The following is a 23,616-nucleotide window of genomic DNA, read 5'->3' as shown; positions in this document are numbered from 1 at the left end:
CTGCTACTCGAACCCGATGACCTCTGAGCTAGGTGCTCAGTGGGTCTCGGGACGGAGGACCTTGGTCCGGAGGACCGACTCGTTCAGGTTCATCTGTCGGTCGAGCTCCTTGACGACCGCAGGCTCGGCCTGCAGGTCGATGACCGAGTAGATGCCCTCGGGCTTCTTCTTGATCTCGTAAGAGAGACGACGACGGCCCCAGGTGTCGACCTTCTCAACCTTTCCGTTGCCCTCACGGACGACGGAGAGGAAGTTCTCGATCAGCGGGGAGACAGCGCGCTCCTCGAGATCGGGGTCGAGGATGACCATCACCTCGTAGTGACGCATGTGGAACCCACCTCCTTTGGACTCAGCGGCCACGGTCGTTCCGTGGCAGGAGGGTCGTGATGCGTAAGCAACGGTATCGGCCGACACTGACAATCCCGGGGGATTGTCGTCTGGCCTGGGCAGACACCGGTGCAGACCGTACAGAGTACCTGCACACTGCCGTGCGGTTGAAATCCGGTGGCCAGGGGACGCAATCTGTACACATCGGGTGTGCGCGGCGCTACGATGCGCCGTCTTCCGGCAACGCCAGGAGGTGCCCCATGGCACAGGCAATGCGATCCCAGTCCACGGCCTCTCTCTTCGCGACCGACGGCAAGCCCCATCCCCTTCAGGACACCCTGATGGCGGTGACGCTCGTCCTCGGCATCCTCTCCTTCGTCACGGCGATGTTCTACGGCCTCCATCTGATCAGCTCGTGGGCCGGACTCGTGGGCATCCTGACCGGTGCGTACGGCCAGTTCATCTCTGCCACGACCCGCGAACGCTTCCTGCTGATCCTCGGTCTCGGTGCGTCCGCGGTCGGCTTCTATCTCGGCATGGCCCACGGCGGACTGTTCGGCGAGGTCCTCGGTTAGCGAGGGCGCAACCTCGCTCATCCCGGCGGCCATTCGGGGCGCTCCCCCAGCGCAGTAGGCTTCGGCGCGAGAGCCGGAGCCCCTGTACCCATGGGGACACACCTGCCGAGGAGCGCCCCGCATGAGCCTGACCCTGAGGACCATCAGCCGAGAGCAGCATCTGGCGTACATCCAGACCCTGCCCTCGGCAAGTCACTGCCAGGTCCCGGCATGGGCTGATGTGAAGACCGAATGGCGGTCCGAGAACCTGGGCTGGTTCGACAAGAGCGGCGAGCTCGTCGGCGTCGGCCTCGTGCTCTACCGCCAGCTGCCCAAGATCAAGCGCTATCTCGCCTATCTGCCCGAGGGCCCGGTGATCAACTGGTACGCCCCGAACCTGGACGACTGGCTGCAGCCGATGCTCGCCCATCTGAAGCAGCAGGGTGCCTTCTCCGTGAAGATGGGCCCGCCGGTGGTCATCCGCCGCTGGGACGCACCGGCGATCAAGACCGGCATCCAGGACCCGGACGTGAAGCGGCTGCGCGATGTCGAGGCCACCCACATCGAGCCCCGCGCTTTCGAAGTGGCCGACAGGCTGCGGAAGATGGGCTGGCAGCAGGGCGAGGACGGCGGTGCCGGCTTCGGTGACGTACAGCCTCGCTACGTCTATCAGGTGCCGTTGGCGAACCGTTCACTCGACGATGTCCTCAAGGGCTTCAACCAGCTGTGGCGTCGCAACATCAAGAAGGCCGAGAAGGCCGGCGTCGAGGTCGTCCAGGGTGGTTACGACGACCTTGCCGAATGGCAGCGGCTGTACGAGATCACGGCTGTGCGCGACCACTTCCGGCCGCGCCCGCTCTCGTACTTCCAGCGCATGTGGACGGTCCTGAACAACGAGGACCCGAACCGGATGCGGCTGTACTTCGCTCGGCACGACGGCGTGAACCTGTCCGCGGCGACGATGCTGGTCGTCGGTGGCCACGTCTGGTACTCGTACGGCGCCTCCGACAACATCGGCCGCGAGGTCCGGCCCTCGAACGCGATGCAGTGGCGGATGCTCCGCGACGCGTACGCGATGGGCGCGACCGTCTACGACCTGCGCGGCATCAGCGACTCCCTGGACGAGACCGACCACCTCTTCGGTCTGATCCAGTTCAAGGTCGGCACCGGCGGCGAAGCGGTCGAGTACGTCGGCGAGTGGGACTTCCCGCTCAACAAGCTGCTCCACAAGGCGCTCGACATCTACATGTCGCGCCGCTGACACAGAGGCTGCCGTCTTCACCGACGACGCCGTAATCTCGTAAATCTCGCACATACCTCTGATACACCGCAGCCACCAGAAAGGTTCCGGGCCGGCCATGGCGCTCTCCCTGTACGTCGACACCGCGCGCTGGCGGGCGCACCAGAAGTCCGTGATCGACCAGTTCCCCGGTCTCGTCCCGGTCTGCAAGGGCAACGGCTACGGCTTCGGTCATGAGCGCCTCTCCGAGGAGGCCTCCCGCTTCGGCTCCGACATGCTCGCCGTGGGCACCACCTACGAAGCCGCCCGGATCAAGGACTGGTTCAGCGGCGACCTCCTCGTCCTCACGCCCTTCCGCCGGGGCGAGGAGCCGGTCCCGCTGCCCGACCGGGTCATCCGCTCCGTCTCCTCGGTCGACGGTGTACACGCGCTGGTGGGCGCCCGGGTCGTCATAGAGTGCATGAGCTCGATGAGGCGGCACGGCATCTCGGAACAGGACCTGGGCCAGCTGCACGCCGCCATCGAGGACGTCCGGCTGGAAGGTTTCGCCCTCCACCTGCCCCTCGACCGCACCGACGGCTCCGACGCCGTCGAGGAGGTCATCGGCTGGATGGACCGGCTGCGCGCGGCCCGGCTGCCGCTCCACACCATGTTTGTCAGCCATCTGCGCGCACAGGAACTGGGCCGCCTCCAGCAGCAGTTCCCGCAGACCCGCTTCCGCGCCCGCATCGGTACGCGGCTCTGGCTCGGTGACCACGAGTCGACGGAGTACCGCGGAGCCGTCCTCGACGTCACGCGCGTCGCCAAGGGGGACCGTTTCGGCTACCGCCAGCAGAAGGCCGCCTCCGACGGCTGGCTGGTCGTGGTGGCGGGGGGCACGTCCCACGGCGTGGGCCTGGAGGCGCCCAAAGCACTGCACGGCGTCATGCCGCGCGCCAAGGGCGTCGCCCGCGCGGGTCTGGCGACGGTCAACCGCAATCTGTCGCCATTCGTCTGGGCGGGCAAGCAGCGGTGGTTCGCCGAGCCGCCGCACATGCAGGTCTCGATCCTTTTTGTGCCGGCGGATTCGCAGGAGCCGAAGGTGGGCGACGAACTGGTGGCCCATCTGCGCCACACGACGACGCAGTTCGACCGCCTCGTCGACCGGTAGACACTACGGCGACCGCTAGCGCAGTACGGCTCCGCTGCGGCCTGAGGAAACCCGCTGAGGCCTGAGGAAGGGCCCTTGAGGGCCTCCTCAGAGCCGTGAGAGCCCTACGGGAGCTGTGAAGGCCCACGGGAGCGCGGTACACAGCGCTCCCGTGGGCCTTCACAGGCTTCAGTCCGAAGGCTGGGCCTCTCCCGACCCCTGCGGCTGTGTCCCCCAGTCCACCCGTGCCCCCTCCACCGCGTGTGCCGCATGCCGCCGGGGTCGAGCTGCCTGCCCGACCACGAAGACGTCCTCGGCCCCGTCGAGCACACCCCCAGAGGGGTCGTCCGACCCGTCCTTGCGCACGCCGTCGCGCTCCGGCATCAGAATGTCGCGCACGACCACCGCGCACAGATAGAGCGTCCCGAGCAGATGCAGGGCGATCGCGACCTGGTAGCCCTCGGCCGGCAGTCCCTGGTGCTTGGAGCTCGTCGTGTACGCCAGGTACATCCAGATCCCCAGGAAGTACATGACCTCGCAGGCCTGCCAGAGCAGGAAGTCCCGCCAGCGGGGCCTGGCCAGCGCGGCGAGCGGAATCAGCCACAGTACGTACTGCGGCGAGTAGACCTTGTTGGTGATGATGAACGCCGCGACGACCAGAAAGGCCAGCTGCGCGAAGCGGGGCCGTCGGGGGGCGCTGAGAGCGAGCGCGCCGATACCCGCGCACGCGAGGAGCATCAGCAGCGTGGCGTAGGTGTTCACCGAGTCGACTTCCAGCGGCTCGCCCGTGCGCTGCGTGATGATCAGCCAGAACGAGCCGAAGTCGACCTGCCGCTCCTGGCTGAAGGTGTAGAACTTCTTCCACCCTTCGGGCGCCAGCAGCATCACCGGCAGGTTCACCACGAGCCAGGCGCCGGCCGTGCCGAGCGCCGCCGTGGCGAACTCCCGCCACTTCCCCGCCCGCCAGCACAGCAGGAGCAGCGGCCCGAGCAGAAGCACGGGGTAGAGCTTGGCCGCGGTCGCGAGTCCGATGAGGATGCCGAAGGCCAGTGTCCGGCCGCGTGACCACATGAGCATCGCGGCGGCCGTGAGGGCCACGGCCAGCAGGTCCCAGTTGATGGTGGCGGTCAGCGCGAAGGCAGGTGCCAGGGCCAGCAGCAGGGCGTCCCAGGGGCGGTGGCGGTGGGTGCGGGCCGCACAGACGGCGATGACCGCGGTGCAGATCATCAGCATGCCCGCATTGACCACCCAGTACGCCTGCTCCTGCTCCTGCATGGAGCCGCCGGCGAGATCCAGCCACGACGCGACCTGCATGAACAGGCCCGTCAGGACGGGGTACTCCAAGTACTGCATGTCGCCGGGCAGCCGGTCGAAGTACGGAATGAGCCCCTCGGAGAAACCACGCCCCGCATAGAGGTGCGGAATGTCCGAGTAGCAGGCGTGTGTGTACTGAGAGCTGGCGCCTCTGAACCAGGCCCAGTTGTAGCAGGGCATCTTCTGCACCATGCCCAGCGCAAACATGCCGATGGCCACCAGGGCTACGACCCGTACGGGCGTGAGCCGGCCGCCGCTCCCGCGCAGGGCCCAGCGACCGGCCGGACCGCCGATCAGCTCACTGCCGGCCGCGGCGACGGGATCCTCCCGCGTGGGCCGTACGTCCGGCCGCTCCTGGTACACGCTGGTCTCTTCTGCGCTGGGCATGGTGCACATCCTGCCGTACGGGACACGGGACACGGCGAGGGCCGCCGTGACCGGTATGCACAGGCTCTGTGTACCGGTCACGACGGCCCTCGGGGCGTTGACGTCGGTGGGTCAGGGCCGGCTAGCCCGTCGGGTCGCCCAAGACGCCTCCCCTGCCGTTACCACCGCCATTGTTGCTGGTGCCCGTTGGTGAGACCGTCGGACTGATGGTCGGGGACCCGGAGGGACCGGTATTGGCTCCACCATTGCCGTTGCCGCCGTTGTTGTTGCCGCCGCAGGTCCAGTCCTCCCAGGGGTTGCAGGACTGGCTCGGGTCGGGGCTCTTGGACGGCGTGCTCGACGGCGTGCTCGAGGGCTCGTCCGACGGCGTGCTGGACGGCGTCTCCGTCGGCGACGGGGCCGGGCTGGAGGCGCCACCGCCCCAGACGGCTTCGCCGTCGATGGACTCGGGCTCCGGGAACTTCTCCACGGCGTAGTTCTTGAGCGCCTGGCTCATGTACGACTGCCAGATCTCGGACGGGAACGACGCACCGTGGATCTTGTCCTGGCCACCCGTTCCGTACATCTCGAGGAACTCGCGCTTCTTGGCGCTCTTCTCGTTGTCGTCGAGGCGGTACATGTCGATCGCGGTCGACAGCTGCGGTGTGTAGCCGACGAACCACGCGGACTTGTTGCCGTCGGTGGTACCGGTCTTGCCCGCAACCTCACGGCCGGGAAGCCTGGCGTTCCTGCCCGTGCCCTCGGGTTCGTCGACGACGGACCTGAGGACGTCGGTGACATTGCTCGCGACGGCCGTCGAGAAGGGGCGCTCGGACACTTCCTTGTGCTCGAAGACCTTCTTGCCCTCGTGCTCGACCGACTTGACGGAGTACGGGTCCCGCTGCTCGCCGTTGGCCGCGAACGTCGCATACGCGCCGGCCATACGGATGGCGCTGGGGTCGGAGATACCGATCGAGAACGACGGGACGTTCGCCGTCGACAGTGACTTCTCGAGCAGCCCGGCGTCCATGGCCGCCTGCCTGACCGTCGGGATACCGATGTCCATGCCCAGCTGCACGAAGGGCGAGTTGGCGGAGTGGACCATGGCTTCGCGCAGATTGATGTTCTTGTACGACTCATTGCCGTCGTTGGTCTGCAGCCACTCCTTCCCGTCCTCGTTCGTCCACACGGAACCGTCGTACCGCTTGATCTTGAGCTTGTTCCTGCCGTTGTAGATGCTCTTGTCGGGGTCGACCTTCACACGCTCGGCGATACCCTGCTCCTCCGGGCCTTCCGGGTCGCGCACACCGTCCCGCATCGCGGCGGCCAGGACGAAGGGCTTGAAGGTCGATCCGACCTGGGCACCGGTCTGGTCGGCGTTGTTGGTGAAGTGCTTGGTGGCGTTCTCACCGCCGTAGATGGCGACGATCCCCCCGGTCTTCGGATTGATCGAGGCACCTCCGAACTGCACGAAAGTGTCCGTCTTCGGGCGCTTGCCGGGCTTGATGTTGGCCTTCTGGACCTTCTTGACCGCTTCCTCGAGCTTCTTGACCTTGTCCTTCTCGAAGGTCGTGTGGATCTCGTAGCCGCCCTGGGCGAGCGCGGTGGCGTCGATGCCCTTGTCGTTGTTATTGAGGAAGTTGGACTTGGCAAGGGCCACCAGATAGCCGACCTGGCCGCTGAGCTGGGCGTTCCTCCTGATCGGCGCAGGCTCCGGGAACTTGGCCTTTGCTCGCTCCGCCGCGCTGAGATGCCCGTCCTTGACCATCTCGTCGAGGATCCAGGTCCAGCGCTCGACGGCCCGGGCCCTGTTGGCCGCAGGTTTCGCCGCGGGATCGATGTCCTCCGCGCCGGCCGGGTCGTAGTACGTCGCGCCCTTCAGAAGCGAAGCGAGGAAGGCGCACTCGTCGGGCTTCAGGTCCTTGGAGTTCTTGCCGAAGTACGTCCGGGCGGCGGCCTGAATTCCGTACGCCCCACGTCCGTAGTACGAGGTGTTCAGGTAGCCGGCCATGATCTCGGGCTTTTCCATGTCCGTGCCGACCCTGATGGAGATGAACAGCTCCTTGAACTTACGGGTCAGGGTCTGGGACTGATCGCCGAGCCGTGCGTTCTTCACGTACTGCTGGGTGATCGTGGAGCCACCCTGGGTCTGTTCACCCTTGGCCATGTTGACCAGGGCCCGGCCGATACCCATGGGGTCGATGCCCGAGTCGGTCTTGAACGACTTGTTCTCCGCCGAGATGACCGCATTCTGCATGGCTTCGGGGATCTGCTCGATGCCCACGATCTGCCGGTTGATCTCACCACCGGTCGCGGCCATCTGCGTTCCGTCGGCCCAGTAGTAGACGTTGTTCTGCGCCTTGGCCGTTTTGTTCGGGTCCGGGACCCCCACCATGGCGTACGCAATGGTCGCGGCGGCCAGCAAGCTGCCCATGAAGGCCAGGCAGAGCCCGGTGACCAGCTTCCAGGACGGAACCCAGCGGTGCCACCCGTCCTTGTTGTGACGCGGATAGTCGATGATCCGCTTCTTGGAGGGGGGCCCGCCACGACCGCGGCCGGGGTCTTCATGGCCCCCACCGCCGCCTCCACCGCGGCGGCCACCGCCGCGGCCTCCATGGCCGGCGCCCGCTCCCGCGCCTTCGTCGACGCGGCGGCGGCTACTGCCTCCGCGCTGTGCGGCGCGCCGGGCCTCGGCCCGGCTGCCGTATTGAGTTTCCTCACCGTACGAAGCGGAAGGAGATCCCGAGGATGTGCCCCGGGACGGGGCCGCGCGACGGCCGGACGGCTGCTGTGCGGCGCGCCTGGCCGCGGCACGCCCGCCACCTTGCGACTGTGGCGGTTTGCGACGGTGCTCGCTCATCGAACGACTACTCCTCGGGCAGGCGAGACGCCTGGAAGCGGCAGTTGAGTTCCGGTCCCCCCGAAATGGATACGGACGAGCCCTCTAAAGAGCTCATCCGATGCGCATCCACGACGAGGACGCCCACAGGCGTCACTTGGTTCCCGGTGGTCTGCATGGCGCACAGACTACGCACGGCCAAAACCCCCCGAGTATCGAAGTTCGCCTCAAATCGGGCAACCAGAACGCTATGAATTTACGATGTGACGCCGTTCACCATGCCCCCTCTTGTCGCAGCAGGAACGTCGTTCTATCGTGCTGATGTATCGAGTCGATACATCAGCACGGCATAACCAGGCGGAACGGGCGAGGGAGGCGACGATGAGCAGGCGCTCCGGCATCCTCGAGTTCGCCGTGCTCGGTCTGCTCCGTGAAGCCCCTATGCACGGCTATGAGCTGCGGAAACGGCTCAACACCTCGCTGGGAGTCTTCCGGGCCTTCAGCTACGGGACCCTTTACCCCTGCCTCAAGACGCTGGTTGCCAACGGATGGTTGATCGAGGAGCCGGGCAGTGCCCCCGAGGACGCTCTCGCGGCGTCACTCGCCGGACGCCGCGCCAAGATCGTCTACCGATTGACGGCGGAAGGTAAGGAGCACTTCGAGGAGCTGCTCTCGCACACCGGTCCGGACACCTGGGAGGACGAGCACTTCGCGGCTCGTTTCGCGTTCTTCGGACAGACGGAGCGAGAGGTGCGGATGCGGGTGCTCGAGGGCCGCCGCAGCCGGCTGGAGGAGCGCCTGGAGAAGATGCGCGCCTCCCTGGCGCGCACCCGTGAGCGACTCGACGACTACACGCTTGAGCTGCAGCGACACGGCATGGAATCCGTGGAGCGCGAGGTGCGCTGGCTGAACGAGCTCATTGAGAGCGAGCGGGCGGGACGGGATCAACGACAGCCCTCCGCCGAGAGCTCCGCTCAGCAGGACAACACATCTGGAGAGACGGGCGGCCTGCCCCGGCACAAGGGTGCCGAGCCTTCCGGGGGCACGCCCCTCAAAGGCTCCATCCCGCCGGATCCGTCCGACGACACCGCCAAGTGAAGCTCTGCGGTCCGCAGGGTTTCATCCGGAATACCGAGATCACACAGGGAGCAACCGGAATGGGTTCGGTTCGCGTAGCCATCGTCGGCGTGGGTAACTGCGCCGCCTCGCTGGTGCAGGGCGTCGAGTACTACAAGGACGCCGACCCGGCCGGCAAGGTGCCGGGTCTGATGCACGTGCAGTTCGGCGACTACCACGTCGGTGACGTGGAGTTCGTGGCCGCCTTCGACGTGGACGCCAAGAAGGTCGGCCTCGACCTGGCGGACGCCATCGGCGCCAGCGAGAACAACACCATCAAGATCTGCGACGTGCCGAACAGCGGCGTCACCGTGCAGCGCGGCCACACGCTCGACGGCCTGGGCAAGTACTACCGCCAGACCATCGAGGAGTCCGCCGAGACTCCGGTCGACATCGTCCAGACCCTCAAGGACAAGCAGGTCGACGTCCTGGTCTGCTACCTGCCCGTCGGTTCCGAGGCCGCTGCGAAGTTCTACGCGCAGTGCGCCATCGACGCCAAGGTCGCGTTCGTCAACGCCCTCCCGGTCTTCATCGCCGGTACCAAGGAGTGGGCGGACAAGTTCACCGAGGCCGGTGTCCCGATCGTCGGTGACGACATCAAGTCGCAGGTCGGCGCCACCATTACGCACCGCGTGATGGCGAAGCTGTTCGAGGACCGCGGTGTCCGTCTTGAGCGCACCATGCAGCTCAACGTCGGCGGTAACATGGACTTCAAGAACATGCTGGAGCGCGACCGCCTCGAGTCCAAGAAGATCTCGAAGACTCAGGCTGTCACCTCGCAGATCCCCGACCGCGAGATGGGCGAGAAGAACGTCCACATCGGTCCCTCGGACTACGTGGCCTGGCTCGATGACCGCAAGTGGGCGTATGTCCGCCTCGAGGGCCGTGCCTTCGGCGACGTCCCGCTGAACCTGGAGTACAAGCTCGAGGTCTGGGACTCCCCGAACTCCGCCGGTGTCATCATCGATGCCCTGCGCGCGGCGAAGATCGCCAAGGACCGGGGCATCGGTGGCCCGATCCTCTCCGCGTCTTCGTACTTCATGAAGTCCCCGCCGGTTCAGTACTTCGACGACGAGGCCTACGCCAACGTCGAGAAGTTCATCAAGGGCGAGGTCGAGCGCTAAGCGTTCAGCCGATCGTCTGCCGAGGGTCCCCGGGTTATCCGCCCGGGGACCCTCGGCGTGTGTGAGGCTTGATCGCATGCCCGTCGTACGTGATCTGCGCGTACTCCTGCGCCTTGCCGACTTTCGCCGACTGCTGACGGTCCGGCTTCTCTCCCAGTCGGCCGACGGCGTCTATCAGGTCGCCCTCGCCACGTACGTGGTCTTCTCCCCGGAGAAGCAGACGTCCCCCGCGGCCATCGCCTCGGCCATGGCCGTACTGCTGCTGCCGTACTCCGTGATCGGGCCCTTCGCTGGCGTCCTGTTGGACCGCTGGCAGCGCAGGCAGGTCTTCTTCTACGGGAACCTGCTGCGGGCGCTCCTTGCGAGCAGCACAGCGGTGCTCATTCTGGCGTCAGTACCCGACTGGCTCTTCTACGCCTCGGCCCTCTCCGTCACCGCGGTCAACCGCTTTGTGCTGGCCGGGATCTCCGCCGCACTGCCCCGAGTGGTAGATGCGGACCGGCTCGTCATGGCCAACTCTCTCTCGCCGACCGCCGGCACGCTCGCCGCGACCGCCGGAGGCGGACTCGCCTTCGCCGTACGCCTGGTCTCCGAGGACTCCGATGCCGCGGTGGTCATGCTCGGGGCGGTGCTCTATCTCTGCTCCTCGCTCGCCTCGCTCCGGATGGCCCGTGAACTGCTCGGCCCGGATCCGCAGTTGGTACAGCCCCGCCTCGTCATCGCCCTGGCCTCCACGGCACGGGGGCTGGCGGACGGACTGCGGCATCTCGCCGAACGGCGTGCCGCGTCCCGAGTACTGGTCGCGATGACCCTGATGCGCTTCTGCTACGGCGCGCTGACCGTGATGGTGCTGATGCTGTGCCGGTACGCCTGGTACGAGCGCGAGTCGGATGGCCTTGCCCTGCTCGGGCTTGCCATCCTCGTTTCAGGCGGCGGGTTCTTCGCGGCGGCCGTGCTGACCCCCTGGGCCGTCAGCCGCCTGGGCCAGTTCGGGTGGGTGACAGCCTGCGCAGGGACAGCTGCCGTTCTCGAACCTGCACTTGGGCTGCCGTTCGAGCCCGCACCGACACTGGTTGCCGCGTTCATCCTGGCGCTCATCACCCAGGGCACGAAGATCGCCACAGACACGGTGCTCCAGGTGACGGTGGACGACGCCTACCGCGGAAGGGTCTTCTCGCTCTACGACGTGCTGTTCAACGTCGCCTTTGTCAGCTCCGCGGCAATCGCTGCACTGATGCTGCCCCCTGACGGCAGGTCGGTCGCGCTCGTGGTCCTGGTCGCGGTCATCTATGCCATCGTGGCCGCAGCCATGGCCCGCTGGAGCCGCGTTGACGCAGCGGGATAGCGTGCGTGCCCGCGTCCCGCCATGGCGGACCGGCAGCTATGCGAGGGGAAGCCGATGTCGGCCGCTTCGAGCAGACCAGGGGCGGCCGACGCAGCTCGGGCAAGCAGTTCGTGCTCTGCCTGAACGAGATCAAGAAGTAGTAGCGGGGTAGCCACATACGCCGAGGGGCGATGTTTCACGTGAAACATCGCCCCTCGGTCATCGATCCGGCGCCATGTTTCACGTGAAACATGGCGCCGTTTCAGGTTCAGCGGTCCACCCTCAGTCCTGTCCCGCCCACCAGCCCTTGAGCGCGGCCACGGCCGCGTCGTGCTCCATGGGTCCGTTCTCCAGGCGAAGCTCCAGCAGGAAGGCGTACGCCTTGCCGATCACCGGACCCGGACCCACGCCCAAGACCTCCTGAATCTGGTTGCCGTCCAGATCAGGCCTGATCGCGTCCAGCTCCTCCTGCTCCTTCAGCTGCGCGATGCGGTCTTCCAGCCCGTCATAGGCCCTGGAGAGGGCACTCGCCTTGCGCTTATTGCGCGTCGTGCAGTCCGAGCGGGTCAGTTTATGGAGCCGGGCCAGCAGGGGACCTGCATCGCGTACATACCGTCGCACCGCCGAGTCGGTCCACTCTCCGGTGCCGTAGCCATGGAAGCGCAGATGGAGCTCCACCAGTCGGGAAACTTCCTTGACCAGGTCGTTGGAGTACTTGAGCGCCGCCATCCGCTTCTTGGTCATCTTCGCGCCCACCACCTCGTGGTGATGAAAGGAAACTCGACCGTCTACCTCGAAACGACGCGTCCTCGGCTTCCCGATGTCATGCAGGAGAGCAGCGAGCCGCAGGACCAGATCCGGGCCGTCCTCCTCCAGATCGATGGCCTGCTCCAGAACCGTCAGCGAGTGCTCGTAGACATCCTTGTGCCGATGGTGCTCGTCGCTCTCCAGCCGCAGCGCCGGCAGCTCGGGCAGCACATGGCCGGCCAGACCCGAGTCCACCAAGAGGGCCAGTCCCTTCCGGGGCTGCGCGGAGAGGATCAGCTTGTTCAGTTCGTCACGCACGCGTTCGGCCGAGACGATCCCGATACGGTCGGACATCTCCTTCATCGCCCTGACGACCTCGGGGGCTACCTCGAAGTCCAGCTGCGCGGCGAAGCGGGCGGCCCGCATCATGCGCAGCGGATCGTCTGAGAAGGACTCCTCGGGCGTGCCGGGGGTCCTCAGGACACGCTCGGCAAGGTCCTCCAGACCTCCGTGCGGATCAATGAACTCCTTCTCGGGAAGCGCCACGGCCATCGCGTTGACCGTGAAATCACGCCGTACGAGGTCCTCCTCGATCGAGTCGCCGTAGGACACCTCGGGCTTGCGGGAGGTCCTGTCGTACGCCTCCGAGCGATATGTGGTGACCTCGATCTGGAAGTCCTGGTCGGCGTCCTCACCGCGGGCCCGCTTCTGGCAGCCGACCGTCCCGAAAGCGATCCCGACCTCCCACACCGAGTCCGCCCAGGGACGGACGATCTTCAGTACGTCCTCCGGGAGGGCATCGGTCGTGAAGTCCAGATCATTGCCGAGCCTCCCCAGCAGCGCATCCCGGACCGAGCCGCCGACCAGCGCAAGGCTGAACCCGGCCTCCTGAAAGCGGCGGGCGAGGTCGTCGGCAACAGGGGACACCCGCAGCAGTTCACTCACCGCGCGGCGTTGCACCTGGCTCAGTGCAGTGGGGTTGTCTTCATTGGCGTTCGGCACAACAGAAAAGGGTACGTGCCCCGACCGGCCGGAGCGCCCCCGTTTATTGCGGCCTCGGAAGTCCCTTCCGATCTTGTGGGGCACTCCGCGGCACTTCGACGCGGCGCACCTCGTTACCATGCGTGGACGCAGGAACCGAGAACCACCACCGGCAGCAGACGACGAGGGACGGGCGAGCGCGTGGCCGACGCGGCAGACTTCCAGGGGATGAGTCCTTCTCCTGCCCGCCGGTGGCTGCGCCGCACAGCCTCCTTGATCATGGGCGCACCCCTCGTGGCCGGATTGCTGTGCGGACCGGCCGCACCGGGCGCGCACGCCGCGGAGACCTCGGATTCCAGCCCGGTCGATGTGTCTCTCGACACGATGACCCCCTCGGTTCCGGGAAAGAACGACACCCTCACCATCTCCGGCACAGTGATCAACAAGGGTAAGAAGACCGTCACCGATGCCGAGATCGATCTTGGTGTGGGATCGCGGCTCTCCGGCAGGACAGCCATTGATCGTGCCGCGGAGCGGTCCGATCACTCGCCCGGCGTTGATGCGCCACGGATCGGCGCCAAGTACACGGTCAAGATCCCTCAGCTCGCCTCCGGCATCAGCCGGGACTTCAAGCTCTCGGTTCCCGTCAGTGAGCTGAATCTCGACGACGAGGGCGTCTACCAGCTCGACGTGGCCTTGCGGGGGCAGACTCCGGACGACCCGTTCAAGCAGGTTCTGGGTATCGAGCGGACCTTCTTGCCCTGGCAGCCCGAGACCACCGAGAAGAAGACCCAGCTCACCTTCCTCTGGCCGCTGATCTCCTCGACCCACCTCACGTCAGAGACCGGTTCGGACGAGCAGCAGACACCTGTGTTCGAGGACGAGACGCTGGCCGCGGAGCTCGGTCCGGGCGGACGGCTGGAGCAGCTCGTGTCCCTCGGCAGGAATTTGCCCGTCACGTGGGTCATCGATCCGGATCTGCTGGCCACGGTCGACGCGATGACCAGGAACTACCGGGTGAAGAGCGGGGGCACCACGGTCGCGGGCAAGAACCAGGCCGTCGCCAAGCAGTGGCTGAGTGCCGTCGAGGCAGCCGTCCGGGACGGCAAGGTGGTGGCCCTGCCGTTCGCCGACCCGGATCTCGCCTCATTGGCCCACCGTGGAAAGAACGTCTCCGGATCCCTCAGCCATCTCCAGCCCGCGACCGAGGTCGCCGAGACAACAGTGGAGACGATCCTCCATGTGAAGCCGTCGATCGACTTCGCGTGGCCCTTCGAGGGTGCTGTCGACTCCTCTGTCGTCGACGTCGCCACCTCGGCCGGCGCGCACAAGGTGATTGCCCGGAGCGACAGCCTGCAGGACGACCTGCCCTACACCCCCACAGCCGCCCGACCCATCGGTGGCGGGACCACCGCGGTGGTGGCGGACTCGCGGCTCTCCACGGCCTTCCAGGGCGACATGACCCACGCGGGCAGCTCAACGCTCGCGGTCCAGGAGTTCCTCGCCCAGACGCTGGCTCTGACCCATCAGGACCCGGACAAGCAGCGCAGCATCGTCGTCGCTCCGCAGCGCATGCCAACCGTGTCCCAGGCGCAGTCCATGGCCCGTGCTCTGCAATCTCTCGAAGCGCAGCAGTGGACACAGCCCCTCGATCTGATCGCGGCGGCCAACGCCGCCCCCGATGCAGATGCGACGACCAAGGTGCCGTCCAGGTCCCAGTACCCCCGCCGGATGAGCAAGCAGGAGCTGCCGGTCCAGGCGTTCCAGGACATCAGGACCACGCAGAACACCCTCGACAACTTCAAGGTCATCCTCACTGCGAAGGACCGGGTGGAGACTCCGTTCGGACGGGCGATCGACCGGGAGATGTCCACCTCATGGCGCGGCAAGCGCGTAGAAGCACGGCTGTACCGCAGAGAGGTGCGGGACTATCTCCAGAGCCTCACCCAAGAGGTGCAGCTGATCGAGAAGTCGCGTGTCACGCTCTCGGGGCGGAGCGCAACGATCCCGGTCACCGTGCAGAACCGGCTGGTCCAGGGGATCGATCATCTGGTGCTGCGGCTGAGGTCGGACAATGCCACCCGGCTCAGCCTCGACCACGACAAGGCCTCCGCCGAGCAGCCGATCAAGGTCGAGGGCGGACACAGCCAGTCGGTGAAGTTCTCCGCCGAGGCCAACGCCAATGGTCCGGTGCAGATGACGGCCCAGCTCTTCACCGAGGACGGCAAGCCGTACGGCGAGGCGATGAAGTTCACCGTGAAGGTCTCCGAGGTCACTCCCACTGTGATGCTCGTCATCGCCGGCGGAGTACTGCTCCTCGTCCTCGCAGGCATCAGGATGTACACGCAGCGCAAGCGGGCTGCCGCCCGGCCGGCTGCCGGAGAAGACGCGGACGGCGGGGGCGGCGAAGACGCCACTGATGCCTCCGTAGACTCTGAGGATTCGGAGGAATCCGAGAGCCCCGAGGGCTCAAACAGTGGCATCGACAGCATTGATCCTGGGCAGGCGAGTGACCCGAGCCCGGACACCGGACCGGAAAGCAGCGACCCGTCGGGCACTGGTGAGAAAGTGGACCATTGAGCGATGTCGTGGCCGGTCGGCCGGGGACGATGAGGTGGGGTTGCAATGAACGCGCCGTACGACGGTGACCGCGGCCAGAGCACGGGCGAAGACCCGGCAGGCCAGGTTCCGCCGCAGCAGCCTGCCCCTGACCCCTACGCTCAGGACCCGTACCTTCAGGACGCCTACGCCCGCGACCCCTACCTCGCGCAGGACCTGTCCACCCAGGACCCGGTGACCGAGGCGCTCTACGACCGCGCCTCGCACCCGCCACCGCCTCCGGGCACCTACCAGGAGCCTCAGGCGCTCTATCAGCAGCCGCCGAGCCCCTACCATGCTCCGGACCCACGCATCTGGGCCCAGACCCCGGCCCCGGAGCCCGCAGGCCCGTCGCGTCATCTGCCGTACGGTGACGATGCCAGGACCACCCAGTTCACCGGTGTGGACGACCTGGTGACCCAGGCCAGCGAGGAGGAACCGGAGCCTGACGCGTTCGCCCACCTCTTCCGGGACCAGCAGCAGGCTTCTGGTCAGCCGGAGCCGGTGCCGGCGGCGCCCGCTCCCAAGAAGTCGGGCGGCCGGGCCTCCGGTCTGCTGAAGTCCAGCGCGGTGATGGCAGCCGGCACGCTGGTCTCCCGCCTCACCGGTTTCGTACGCAGCCTGGTGATCACTGCCGCACTCGGTGCAGCCCTGCTCGGCGACACCTTCACCATCGCTTACACACTGCCGACGATGATCTACATCCTCACGGTAGGCGGCGGCCTCAACTCCGTCTTCGTTCCGCAGCTGGTCCGTGCGATGAAGAACGATGACGACGGTGGCGAGGCATACGCCAACCGTCTGCTGACACTCGTCATGGTCGCACTCGGCGCCATCGTCACCCTGGCAGTCTTCGCGGCTCCCCTGCTCATCCAGCTGATGTCCGACACGATCGCAAGCGATCAGGCAGCCAACAGCGTCGCTGTCACCTTCGCCCGCTACTGCCTGCCCACGATCTTCTTCATGGGCGTGCACGTGGTCATGGGACAGATCCTCAACGCCCGCGGCAAGTTCGGCGCGATGATGTGGACCCCGGTCCTGAACAACATCGTCATGATCACCACGTTCGGGCTCTTCATCTGGGTGTACGGCACCTCCGCCGAGTCGAACATGGGCGTCCAGACGATCCCGCCGGAAGGGGTGCGCCTCCTGGGCATCGGCACCCTGCTCGGCCTGACCGTGCAGGCGCTGGCGATGATCCCGTATCTGCGCGAGACCGGCTTCCGCTTCCGCCCCCGGTTCGACTGGAAGGGGCACGGGCTCGGCAAGACCGTCAAGCTCGCCAAGTGGACCGTGCTGTTCGTCCTCGCCAACCAGGCGGGCGTCCTGGTGGTCACCCAGCTCGCCACCGCCGCGGGTGAGGCGTCAGGCAGGGAGGGCGCGGGCTTCATCGCCTACGCCAACGCCCAGCTGATCTGGGGCATGCCGCAAGCCATCATCACCGTCTCGGTGATGGCCGCACTCCTGCCCCGGATCTCACGTGCCGCCCACGACAACGACCCTGGTGCCGTACGCGACGACATCTCCCAGGGGCTGCGCAACTCGGCGGTCGCGATCGTCCCTGTCGCCTTCACCTTCCTGGCGCTCGGCCTCCCGATGTCCACGCTGCTGTTCGCCTCCAGCGGCCTGGAGTCGGCGCGGGGCATGGGCTTCATCCTGATGGCGTTCGGCCTCGGCCTCATCCCGTTCTCCGTGCAGTACGTCGTACTTCGCGGCTTCTACGCCTACGAGGACACCCGCACCCCCTTCTACAACACGGTCATCGTGGCCGCGGTGAACGCCGCCGCGTCCGCGGTGTGTTACGTCCTGCTTCCCGCCCAGTGGGCCGTGGTCGGCATGGCCGCCTCCTACGGACTGGCCTATACCGTCGGCGTGGGAATCGCCTGGCGTCGGCTCAAGAACCGCCTCGGCGGAGACCTCGACGGTCCGCATGTCATGCGGACGTACGCGCGCCTGTGCATGGCTTCCGTCCCCGCAGCCGTGGCGGGCGGCGCAGTTGCCTTCGTCATCATGAAGGGTCTCGGAAGTGGGGCACTCGGATCGCTCACCGCGCTCGTCGGCGGCGGAATCGTACTGCTGGGCGTGTTCCTTGTCGCCGCGAAGCGGATGCGCATCGCGGAACTGAACGCGATGGTCGGCATGGTGCGCGGACGACTCGGACGCTAGAGACACGCCGTCCCGCACAACCATCGTCGGCCGCCGTGTGTCGTGCATAGCGGCCGACTGTGGGCACAATTGGCATGGCTGTTGGATATGCGCAACGGATGGGGAGGCAGGAACGACGGTGGCGGAACGTAGCACGGCTGCCGTCGACGTGGCCGACAACAGCGGAGATGATCCGCTGGCCGCGAAGGCGGACAAGGCCACGACCGACGGGGCGGCGGAATCCCAGGACACGGCGGAGAAGACCGCATCGGACACGGGCAGCGAACGGCAGGACACCGAACCCGCCATCGCCACGCCCGAACTGCACAGCGGTCACAAACTCGCCAGACGCTACCGTCTCGAGGAGTGCGTCACCCGTCTGGACGGTTTCAGCAGCTGGCGAGCAGTCGACGAGAAATTGCGCCGTGCCGTCGGCGTACATCTGCTCCCTGCTGACCATCCGCGGGCCCGCTCTGTACTCGCGGCGGCCCGCTCGTCGGCGCTGCTCGGTGACCCTCGTTTCGTACAGGTCCTGGATGCCGTCGAAGAGAACGACCTCGTCTACGTCGTCCATGAGTGGCTCCCGGACGCGACCGAGCTCACCGCTCTGCTCGCCATGGGGCCCATGGAGCCGCACGACGCGTATCAGCTCGTCGACCAGCTCTCCCAAGCCATGGCCGCCGCCCACCGCGAGGGCCTGGCCCACCTCAGGCTGACCCCGGGCGCAGTTCTGCGTAGCTCGACCGGGCAGTACCGGATCCGCGGACTCGCGGTGAACGCCGCCCTGCGCGGAATCACTGCGGACGGTCCACAGCGCGCCGACACCGAGGCGATCGGCGCGTTGCTCTACGCCGCGCTGACCCAGCGCTGGCCGTACGAGAGCGACGCGTACGGCCTCTCCGGGCTACCCAAGGGCGTGGGCCTCATCGCCCCCGACCAGGTGCGGGCAGGCGTCCACCGGGGCCTCTCCGAGCTCGCGATGCGCGCCCTGGTCAACGACGGCGCCACAGCGTCCCGCCAGGAGCCCCCCTGCACCACCCCCGATGAGCTGGCGAAGGCGGTCGCGGCGATGCCCCGCATCCGTCCGCCGGAGCCCGCGTTCACCTCACCGCCCGAGTACCAGCGCACCACGTACCAGCAGGGCACGTACGGCCGTCCTGCAACCCGTCCGGGCCCGACGGCAACCCAGCCGGTGGCGCCCCCTCCGGCGCCGCTCCAGAGCCGTACCGGCAAGGTCCTCAAGTGGGCCGTGGCTGCGCTGCTCATCGCCGCGTTGGGACTGGGCAGCTGGCAGGTGGCGGACGAGCTGATCGACCGCGACAAGGACCCGGTCGACCCGGGGACCACGCAGACGAACACCGGCGAGGACAAAACCGATGACAAGGCTGGCAAGCCTGTCTCCATCACCGGCGCCCGCGACTTCGATCCGCTCGGCAACGACGGCTCCGAGAAGCCGGCAGGGATAAAGAACAGCTACGACGGCGACCCGAGTACGTACTGGAACACGGACGGCTATCTCGGCAGCGGGGACTTCGGAAATCTCAAGTCGGGCGTCGGCATCATCCTCGACCTGGGCAAGGTTCAGCAGGTCGGCACCGTGGACGTCACGTTCCTCGGCGGTGACACCTCAGTGGAACTGCGCGCTGCCGCCGAAGACGCCTCGTCCGAGCCGACCACTCTCGACGACTTCACCAAGGTCGCCAAGGGATCCGGATCGAATGTGTCCCTCAAGCCGGGCAAGCCGGTGCAGGCACGGTACGTTCTGGTCTGGCTGACGAAGGTGCCGTTGAGCGACGAAGGCAACTACCGAGGCAAGGTCTCGGAGATCAAAATCACCAGCTGAACCAGGGGAGGGGGCTCACTGTTGGACGACGAGACACTCGGCGACACAAGCGACCAGGACCTACTGGCCCGCCACGTCGCAGGGGACCCAGATGCCTTCGGTGAGCTCGTACGGCGCCACCGCGACAGGCTCTGGGCCGTCGCCCTGCGTACCTTGGGCGACCGCGAGGAGGCCGCGGACGCGGTCCAGGACGCCCTGGTGTCCGCTTTCCGAGCCGCCCACACCTTCCGCGGTCAGTCGGCGGTGACCACCTGGCTCCACCGCATCACCGTCAACGCCTGCCTTGACCGGGCGCGCAAGGCAGCCTCACGCAAGACCTCTCCGGTCGATGACACCGAGCGCCTGGAGCAGCTCCTCGAGCCCCATGAGTCCGCGGAAGCCCCGGCCGAACGTCAGGATCTGCACCGCGAACTTCTGGCCGCGCTGGCAAAGCTTCCAGTCGATCAGCGGGCCGCGCTGGTGCTCGTGGACATGCAGGGCTATCCCGTGGCGGAAGCGGCCGACGTTCTCGATGTGCCGGTCGGAACCGTGAAGAGCCGCTGTGCGCGCGGTCGGGCCCGGCTGCTGCCCATGCTCACTCATCTGCGTACTGATGCCGGGGGTAACGCCGAGTTCCGCGTGGGAAGGAACCAGACGCCGGGGACATCCGTCCCACCGACGTCGGGGCAAAGGGACGCAGGGCCGAGTGACCCTGCAGCTGTGAAGGGCGGAGGTGGGCGCGCGTGACATCCACGGCCGACATGACTCAGCACCCGGACGTCTCAGAGATCTCCGACCTCACCGAGGGACTCCTCTCCCCTGCCCGCACCGCCGATGTTCGTGAGCATCTGGACGGATGCCCTCTGTGCGCCGATGTCCGCGCCTCCCTCGATGAAATCCGCGGGCTGCTCGGTACCCTCCCGGGGGCCTCGCCAATGCCGGCCGACATCGTCGGCCGTATTGATGCCGCGCTGGCCGCTGAGGCCCTGCTCGACTCCACCGCGCCCATAGAGGCAGCGGCTGTTTCACGTGAAACAGCGCCCGCCGCCGCGCAGCCTCCGGAGGCACCCTCCTCCGACCGTCCCGCAGGACACGGGCGGGCTGCCACCGGGCCAGGCCGAAGCCGCACGCGAGGACGTCGCCGCAAGGCCATCCTGGGTGCCGCCTTTGGTGCAGCGGCCGTCGGCATGAGCGTCCTGCTGCTCCAGTCGGTCCACTCCACCAGCGACAAGAGCGCCTCAGCAACGAAGGACGCGGGCGCCAGCACAGCGGAGGAGGGGGCCTCCCAGGACTTCGCGAAGTCGGGCCTCCAGGGCCGCGTGCAGGCGCTCGTCCATGACCGCATGGCTCAGAACTCGCCCCGCATCGACAAGGGGCCGTCGCAGCAGGGCGAAGCCAGTACCATCTCGCCGATGCACACCGATGCCATGGCGGTACCGCCCTGTATCCAGAAGGGCACGGGCCGGACCGAAGCCCCCATCGCCGCCGCGCAGGGCGAGTACAAGGGCGACAAGGCCTACCTCGTCGTGCTGCCGCACTCCACCGACAGCCAACAGATTCAGGCGTATGTCATTGATGCGACCTGCGTCGATGCGGCGCCCTCGTCCCAGGGGAAGGTCCTGCTCACCAACTCCTACCCTCGCCGCTGACACACGCCGCTGCGCCGCACGGGCATCACGGGAATGCACGCCCCGTAGGATCCGTTGGGTGGGGTGAGAGTCAATGACCCGGCCCCCGTAGGCAGCAGGCAGTCCGCAGAGACGAGGAAGCAACCCGTGAGCGACGTCCGTAACGTGATCATCATCGGCTCCGGGCCGGCCGGCTACACGGCCGCGCTGTACACCGCGCGCGCATCGCTGGAGCCGCTGGTGTTCGAGGGTGCCGTCACCGCCGGCGGTGCACTGATGAACACGACCGAGGTGGAGAACTTCCCCGGCTTCCGGGACGGCATCATGGGTCCGGATCTGATGGACAACATGCGCGCTCAGGCAGAGCGGTTCGGCGCCGAACTGGTCCCGGACGATGTCGTGGCCGTTGACCTCAGCGGTGAGATCAAGACCGTCACCGACACGGCGGGCACCGTCCACCGCGCGAAGGCTGTCATCATCACCACCGGCTCCCAGCACCGCAAGCTCGGACTGCCCAACGAGGACACCCTCTCCGGCCGTGGCGTCTCCTGGTGCGCGACATGTGACGGGTTCTTCTTCAAGGACCAGGACATCGCCGTGATCGGCGGTGGCGACACCGCGATGGAGGAAGCGACCTTCCTCTCCCGTTTCGCCAAGTCCGTCACGATCGTCCACCGCCGCGACACCCTGCGAGCCTCCAAGGCCATGCAGGACCGTGCCTTTGCCGACCCCAAGATCTCGTTCGCCTGGGACAGCGAAGTCGCACAAATCCACGGGGAGCAGAAGCTCTCCGGTCTGACCCTGCGCAACACCAAGACGGGCGAGACCTCGGAGCTTGCCGTCACGGGGCTGTTCATCGCCGTGGGCCACGACCCGCGGACTGAGCTGTTCAAGGGTCAGCTGGACCTCGACGAGGACGGCTACCTGAAGGTCGATGCCCCCTCGACGCGTACCAACCTGACCGGTGTCTTCGGCGCGGGCGACGTTGTCGACCACACCTACCGTCAGGCCATCACCGCTGCTGGCACGGGCTGCTCCGCCGCCCTGGACGCGGAGCGCTTCCTCGCTGCGCTCGCCGACACCGAGAAGGCTGCTGAGCCGGAGAAGACCCCCGTGGTCTGACCTACGCACCCCACCCCTTCCAGACCCCGCAAAGTAGTAAGGAGGCCGCCGTGGCCGGCGCCCTGCAGAACGTGACTGATGACAACTTCGATGAGTACGTCCTCAAGAGCGACAAGCCCGTACTGGTGGACTTCTGGGCCGCCTGGTGCGGGCCGTGCCGCCAGATTGCACCGTCCCTCGAAGCCATCGCGGCCGAGCACGGCGACAAGATCGAGATCGTGAAGCTCAACATCGACGAGAACCCGGCCACCGCTGCCAAGTACGGCGTCATGTCCATCCCGACGCTGAACGTCTACCAGAACGGCGAGGTCGCCAAGACCATCGTCGGCGCCAAGCCGAAGGCCGCGATCGTTCGCGACCTTGAGGGCTTCATCGGCGAGTAGTCGCTCCGCTGTTTCACGTGAAACACGAATGGGCTCATCCTCTGACGGGATGGGCCCATTCTCCTGTTCACGGTCACAGAGGGCGCAGAGCGGGTTCCTTCTGTACGGCGCCCAGCAGACGGTCCAGAGCCAGCTCCACGTCTTCCTTCCAGGAAAGCGTGGTCCGGAGTTCCAGCCTCATCCTGGGGTACATCGGATGCGGACGGACGGTCTTGAAACCCACCGCAAGAAGGTGCTCCGCCGGCAGCACACAGGCGGGTTCCTTCCAGCGGGCATCGCCAAATGCCTCGATCGCGCGGAAACCCCTCCGCAACAGATCCTTGGCCACTGTCTGCACGATGACCCTGCCCAGTCCCTGTCCCTGAAAGCCGGGGCTGATCCAGGCAGTAATGAGCTGAACGGCGTCCGGAGAGACAGGGCTCGTGGGAAAGGCCGTGGAGCGCGGCACATACGCGGGGGGCGCGTACAACACGAAGCCGACCGGCACCTCGTCGACATAGACGACCCGCCCGCAGGAGCCCCACTCCAACAGCACAGCGGAGATCCAGGCCTCTTTCTCCAGCCCAGGCGTTCCCGCCTTTACCGCGGCTTCCCCGCTGACCGGATCAAGTTCCCAGAAGACACACGCACGACAGCGCTTGGGAAGGTCCGAAACGTTGTCCAGCGTGAGCGGCACAAGCCGACGCCCCATGAAGGCTGTTCCTCGCTTCCTTCACCCGCCGCGCTGCGAGCGGCTGCCAGCGCGCTCCGTTCCTGAAGCAGGCTGCTGATGAAGCCTCCGACTGCCCCAAGACCCAAACCTGCTGTCACCAGTTGGCTGCGGCTCACCGTTCGCATGGCCCTCGCCCTCTCTCTGA

At 66.8% G+C, this 23,616-nt stretch carries 18 protein-coding genes; 13 read left to right on the top strand and 5 right to left on the bottom strand.

Translation table 11 applies throughout. From position 1 onward, the window contains the following. Positions 1 to 36: 36 nt before the first annotated feature. Positions 37 to 327, bottom strand: coding sequence for a 30S ribosomal protein S6 (gene rpsF, locus OG293_RS17625; protein WP_006604399.1), 291 nt, complete (start codon positions 325 to 327; stop codon positions 37 to 39). 260 nt (positions 328 to 587) lie between these two features. Here rpsF and OG293_RS17620 point away from each other — a divergent pair, with 260 nt between their 5' ends. From OG293_RS17620 to OG293_RS17610, 3 genes are all read left to right on the top strand, one after another. Next, positions 588 to 902, top strand: coding sequence for a hypothetical protein (locus OG293_RS17620; RefSeq protein WP_405999747.1), 315 nt, complete (start codon positions 588 to 590; stop codon positions 900 to 902). A 121-nt stretch (positions 903 to 1,023) separates the two neighbouring features. Next, on the top strand, positions 1,024 to 2,142 hold the full coding sequence (locus OG293_RS17615; RefSeq protein WP_405999746.1) for a lipid II:glycine glycyltransferase FemX: 1,119 nt from the start codon (positions 1,024 to 1,026) through the stop codon (positions 2,140 to 2,142). A 97-nt stretch (positions 2,143 to 2,239) separates the two neighbouring features. After that, the gene (locus OG293_RS17610; protein WP_405999745.1) at positions 2,240 to 3,271 is read left to right on the top strand and encodes an alanine racemase; all 1,032 of its coding nucleotides are present in this window, start codon (positions 2,240 to 2,242) and stop codon (positions 3,269 to 3,271) included. A gap of 168 nt (positions 3,272 to 3,439) precedes the next feature. Here OG293_RS17610 and OG293_RS17605 read toward each other — a convergent pair whose 3' ends face one another. Further along, on the bottom strand, positions 3,440 to 4,951 hold the full coding sequence (locus tag OG293_RS17605; protein WP_405999744.1) for a glycosyltransferase family 87 protein: 1,512 nt from the start codon (positions 4,949 to 4,951) through the stop codon (positions 3,440 to 3,442). 121 nt (positions 4,952 to 5,072) lie between these two features. Next, complete coding sequence (locus OG293_RS17600; RefSeq protein WP_405999743.1) at positions 5,073 to 7,790, bottom strand: transglycosylase domain-containing protein; 2,718 nt, start codon at positions 7,788 to 7,790, stop codon at positions 5,073 to 5,075. A 360-nt stretch (positions 7,791 to 8,150) separates the two neighbouring features. Here OG293_RS17600 and OG293_RS17595 point away from each other — a divergent pair, with 360 nt between their 5' ends. From OG293_RS17595 to OG293_RS17585, 3 genes are all read left to right on the top strand, one after another. Further along, positions 8,151 to 8,867, top strand: coding sequence for a helix-turn-helix transcriptional regulator (locus tag OG293_RS17595; protein ID WP_405999742.1), 717 nt, complete (start codon positions 8,151 to 8,153; stop codon positions 8,865 to 8,867). A gap of 59 nt (positions 8,868 to 8,926) precedes the next feature. Next, positions 8,927 to 10,009, top strand: a complete 1,083-nt coding sequence (locus OG293_RS17590) for an inositol-3-phosphate synthase (protein ID WP_405999741.1) — start codon at positions 8,927 to 8,929, stop codon at positions 10,007 to 10,009. A 76-nt stretch (positions 10,010 to 10,085) separates the two neighbouring features. Next, positions 10,086 to 11,354, top strand: a complete 1,269-nt coding sequence (locus OG293_RS17585; RefSeq protein WP_405999740.1) for an MFS transporter — start codon at positions 10,086 to 10,088, stop codon at positions 11,352 to 11,354. Positions 11,355 to 11,615: 261 nt separating this feature from the next. Here OG293_RS17585 and OG293_RS17580 read toward each other — a convergent pair whose 3' ends face one another. After that, positions 11,616 to 13,082, bottom strand: coding sequence for a CCA tRNA nucleotidyltransferase (locus tag OG293_RS17580; protein ID WP_405999739.1), 1,467 nt, complete (start codon positions 13,080 to 13,082; stop codon positions 11,616 to 11,618). A gap of 180 nt (positions 13,083 to 13,262) precedes the next feature. Between OG293_RS17580 and OG293_RS17575 the strand changes: the two genes are divergently transcribed. From OG293_RS17575 to trxA, 7 genes are all read left to right on the top strand, one after another. Continuing rightward, entirely contained in the window at positions 13,263 to 15,641 is a 2,379-nt protein-coding gene (locus OG293_RS17575) for a DUF6049 family protein (RefSeq protein WP_405999738.1), read from the top strand. 45 nt (positions 15,642 to 15,686) lie between these two features. Continuing rightward, a complete protein-coding gene (gene murJ / locus OG293_RS17570) occupies positions 15,687 to 17,825 on the top strand; it encodes a murein biosynthesis integral membrane protein MurJ (protein ID WP_405999737.1) in 2,139 nt (712 codons plus the stop codon). 118 nt (positions 17,826 to 17,943) lie between these two features. Beyond that, positions 17,944 to 19,647, top strand: coding sequence for a serine/threonine protein kinase (locus OG293_RS17565; protein ID WP_405999736.1), 1,704 nt, complete (start codon positions 17,944 to 17,946; stop codon positions 19,645 to 19,647). 21 nt (positions 19,648 to 19,668) lie between these two features. Continuing rightward, positions 19,669 to 20,373, top strand: coding sequence for an RNA polymerase sigma factor SigM (gene sigM, locus OG293_RS17560; protein ID WP_405999735.1), 705 nt, complete (start codon positions 19,669 to 19,671; stop codon positions 20,371 to 20,373). Continuing rightward, positions 20,370 to 21,275, top strand: coding sequence for an anti-sigma factor family protein (locus OG293_RS17555; protein ID WP_405999734.1), 906 nt, complete (start codon positions 20,370 to 20,372; stop codon positions 21,273 to 21,275). Before sigM ends, OG293_RS17555 begins: the two co-directional genes overlap by 4 nt. A 126-nt stretch (positions 21,276 to 21,401) precedes the next feature. After that, a complete protein-coding gene (gene trxB, locus OG293_RS17550) occupies positions 21,402 to 22,376 on the top strand; it encodes a thioredoxin-disulfide reductase (protein ID WP_405999733.1) in 975 nt (324 codons plus the stop codon). Positions 22,377 to 22,426: 50 nt separating this feature from the next. Continuing rightward, positions 22,427 to 22,759, top strand: a complete 333-nt coding sequence (trxA, locus tag OG293_RS17545) for a thioredoxin (protein ID WP_405999732.1) — start codon at positions 22,427 to 22,429, stop codon at positions 22,757 to 22,759. A gap of 73 nt (positions 22,760 to 22,832) precedes the next feature. Here the strand turns inward: trxA and OG293_RS17540 are convergent, their stop codons facing one another. Further along, positions 22,833 to 23,450: a GNAT family N-acetyltransferase gene (locus OG293_RS17540; protein ID WP_405999731.1), complete on the bottom strand. Its 618-nt coding sequence runs from the start codon at positions 23,448 to 23,450 to the stop codon at positions 22,833 to 22,835. Between the last annotated feature and the right edge of the window lie 166 nt (positions 23,451 to 23,616).

It is taken from the genome of Streptomyces sp. NBC_00829 (assembly GCF_045161795.1).
Classification (GTDB): Bacteria; Actinomycetota; Actinomycetes; order Streptomycetales; family Streptomycetaceae; genus Streptomyces.
Note: the sequence above shows the minus strand (reverse complement) of the source record. Positions and strands in the feature narration are given on the sequence as shown.

Excerpts from the sequence above, each read along its gene's own strand:
- OG293_RS17585 (WP_405999740.1), top strand. The coding sequence starts at position 10,086 with ATGCCCGTCGTACGTGATCTGCGCGTACTCCTGCGCCTTGCCGACTTT.
- murJ (WP_405999737.1), top strand. The coding sequence starts at position 15,687 with ATGAACGCGCCGTACGACGGTGACCGCGGCCAGAGCACGGGCGAAGAC.
- OG293_RS17610 (WP_405999745.1), top strand. The coding sequence starts at position 2,240 with ATGGCGCTCTCCCTGTACGTCGACACCGCGCGCTGGCGGGCGCACCAG.
- OG293_RS17605 (WP_405999744.1), bottom strand. The coding sequence starts at position 4,951 with ATGCCCAGCGCAGAAGAGACCAGCGTGTACCAGGAGCGGCCGGACGTA.
- OG293_RS17615 (WP_405999746.1), top strand. The coding sequence starts at position 1,024 with ATGAGCCTGACCCTGAGGACCATCAGCCGAGAGCAGCATCTGGCGTAC.
- rpsF (WP_006604399.1), bottom strand. The coding sequence starts at position 327 with ATGCGTCACTACGAGGTGATGGTCATCCTCGACCCCGATCTCGAGGAG.
- OG293_RS17540 (WP_405999731.1), bottom strand. The coding sequence starts at position 23,450 with ATGGGGCGTCGGCTTGTGCCGCTCACGCTGGACAACGTTTCGGACCTT.
- OG293_RS17620 (WP_405999747.1), top strand. The coding sequence starts at position 588 with ATGGCACAGGCAATGCGATCCCAGTCCACGGCCTCTCTCTTCGCGACC.
- OG293_RS17595 (WP_405999742.1), top strand. The coding sequence starts at position 8,151 with ATGAGCAGGCGCTCCGGCATCCTCGAGTTCGCCGTGCTCGGTCTGCTC.
- OG293_RS17600 (WP_405999743.1), bottom strand. The coding sequence starts at position 7,790 with ATGAGCGAGCACCGTCGCAAACCGCCACAGTCGCAAGGTGGCGGGCGT.
- OG293_RS17590 (WP_405999741.1), top strand. The coding sequence starts at position 8,927 with ATGGGTTCGGTTCGCGTAGCCATCGTCGGCGTGGGTAACTGCGCCGCC.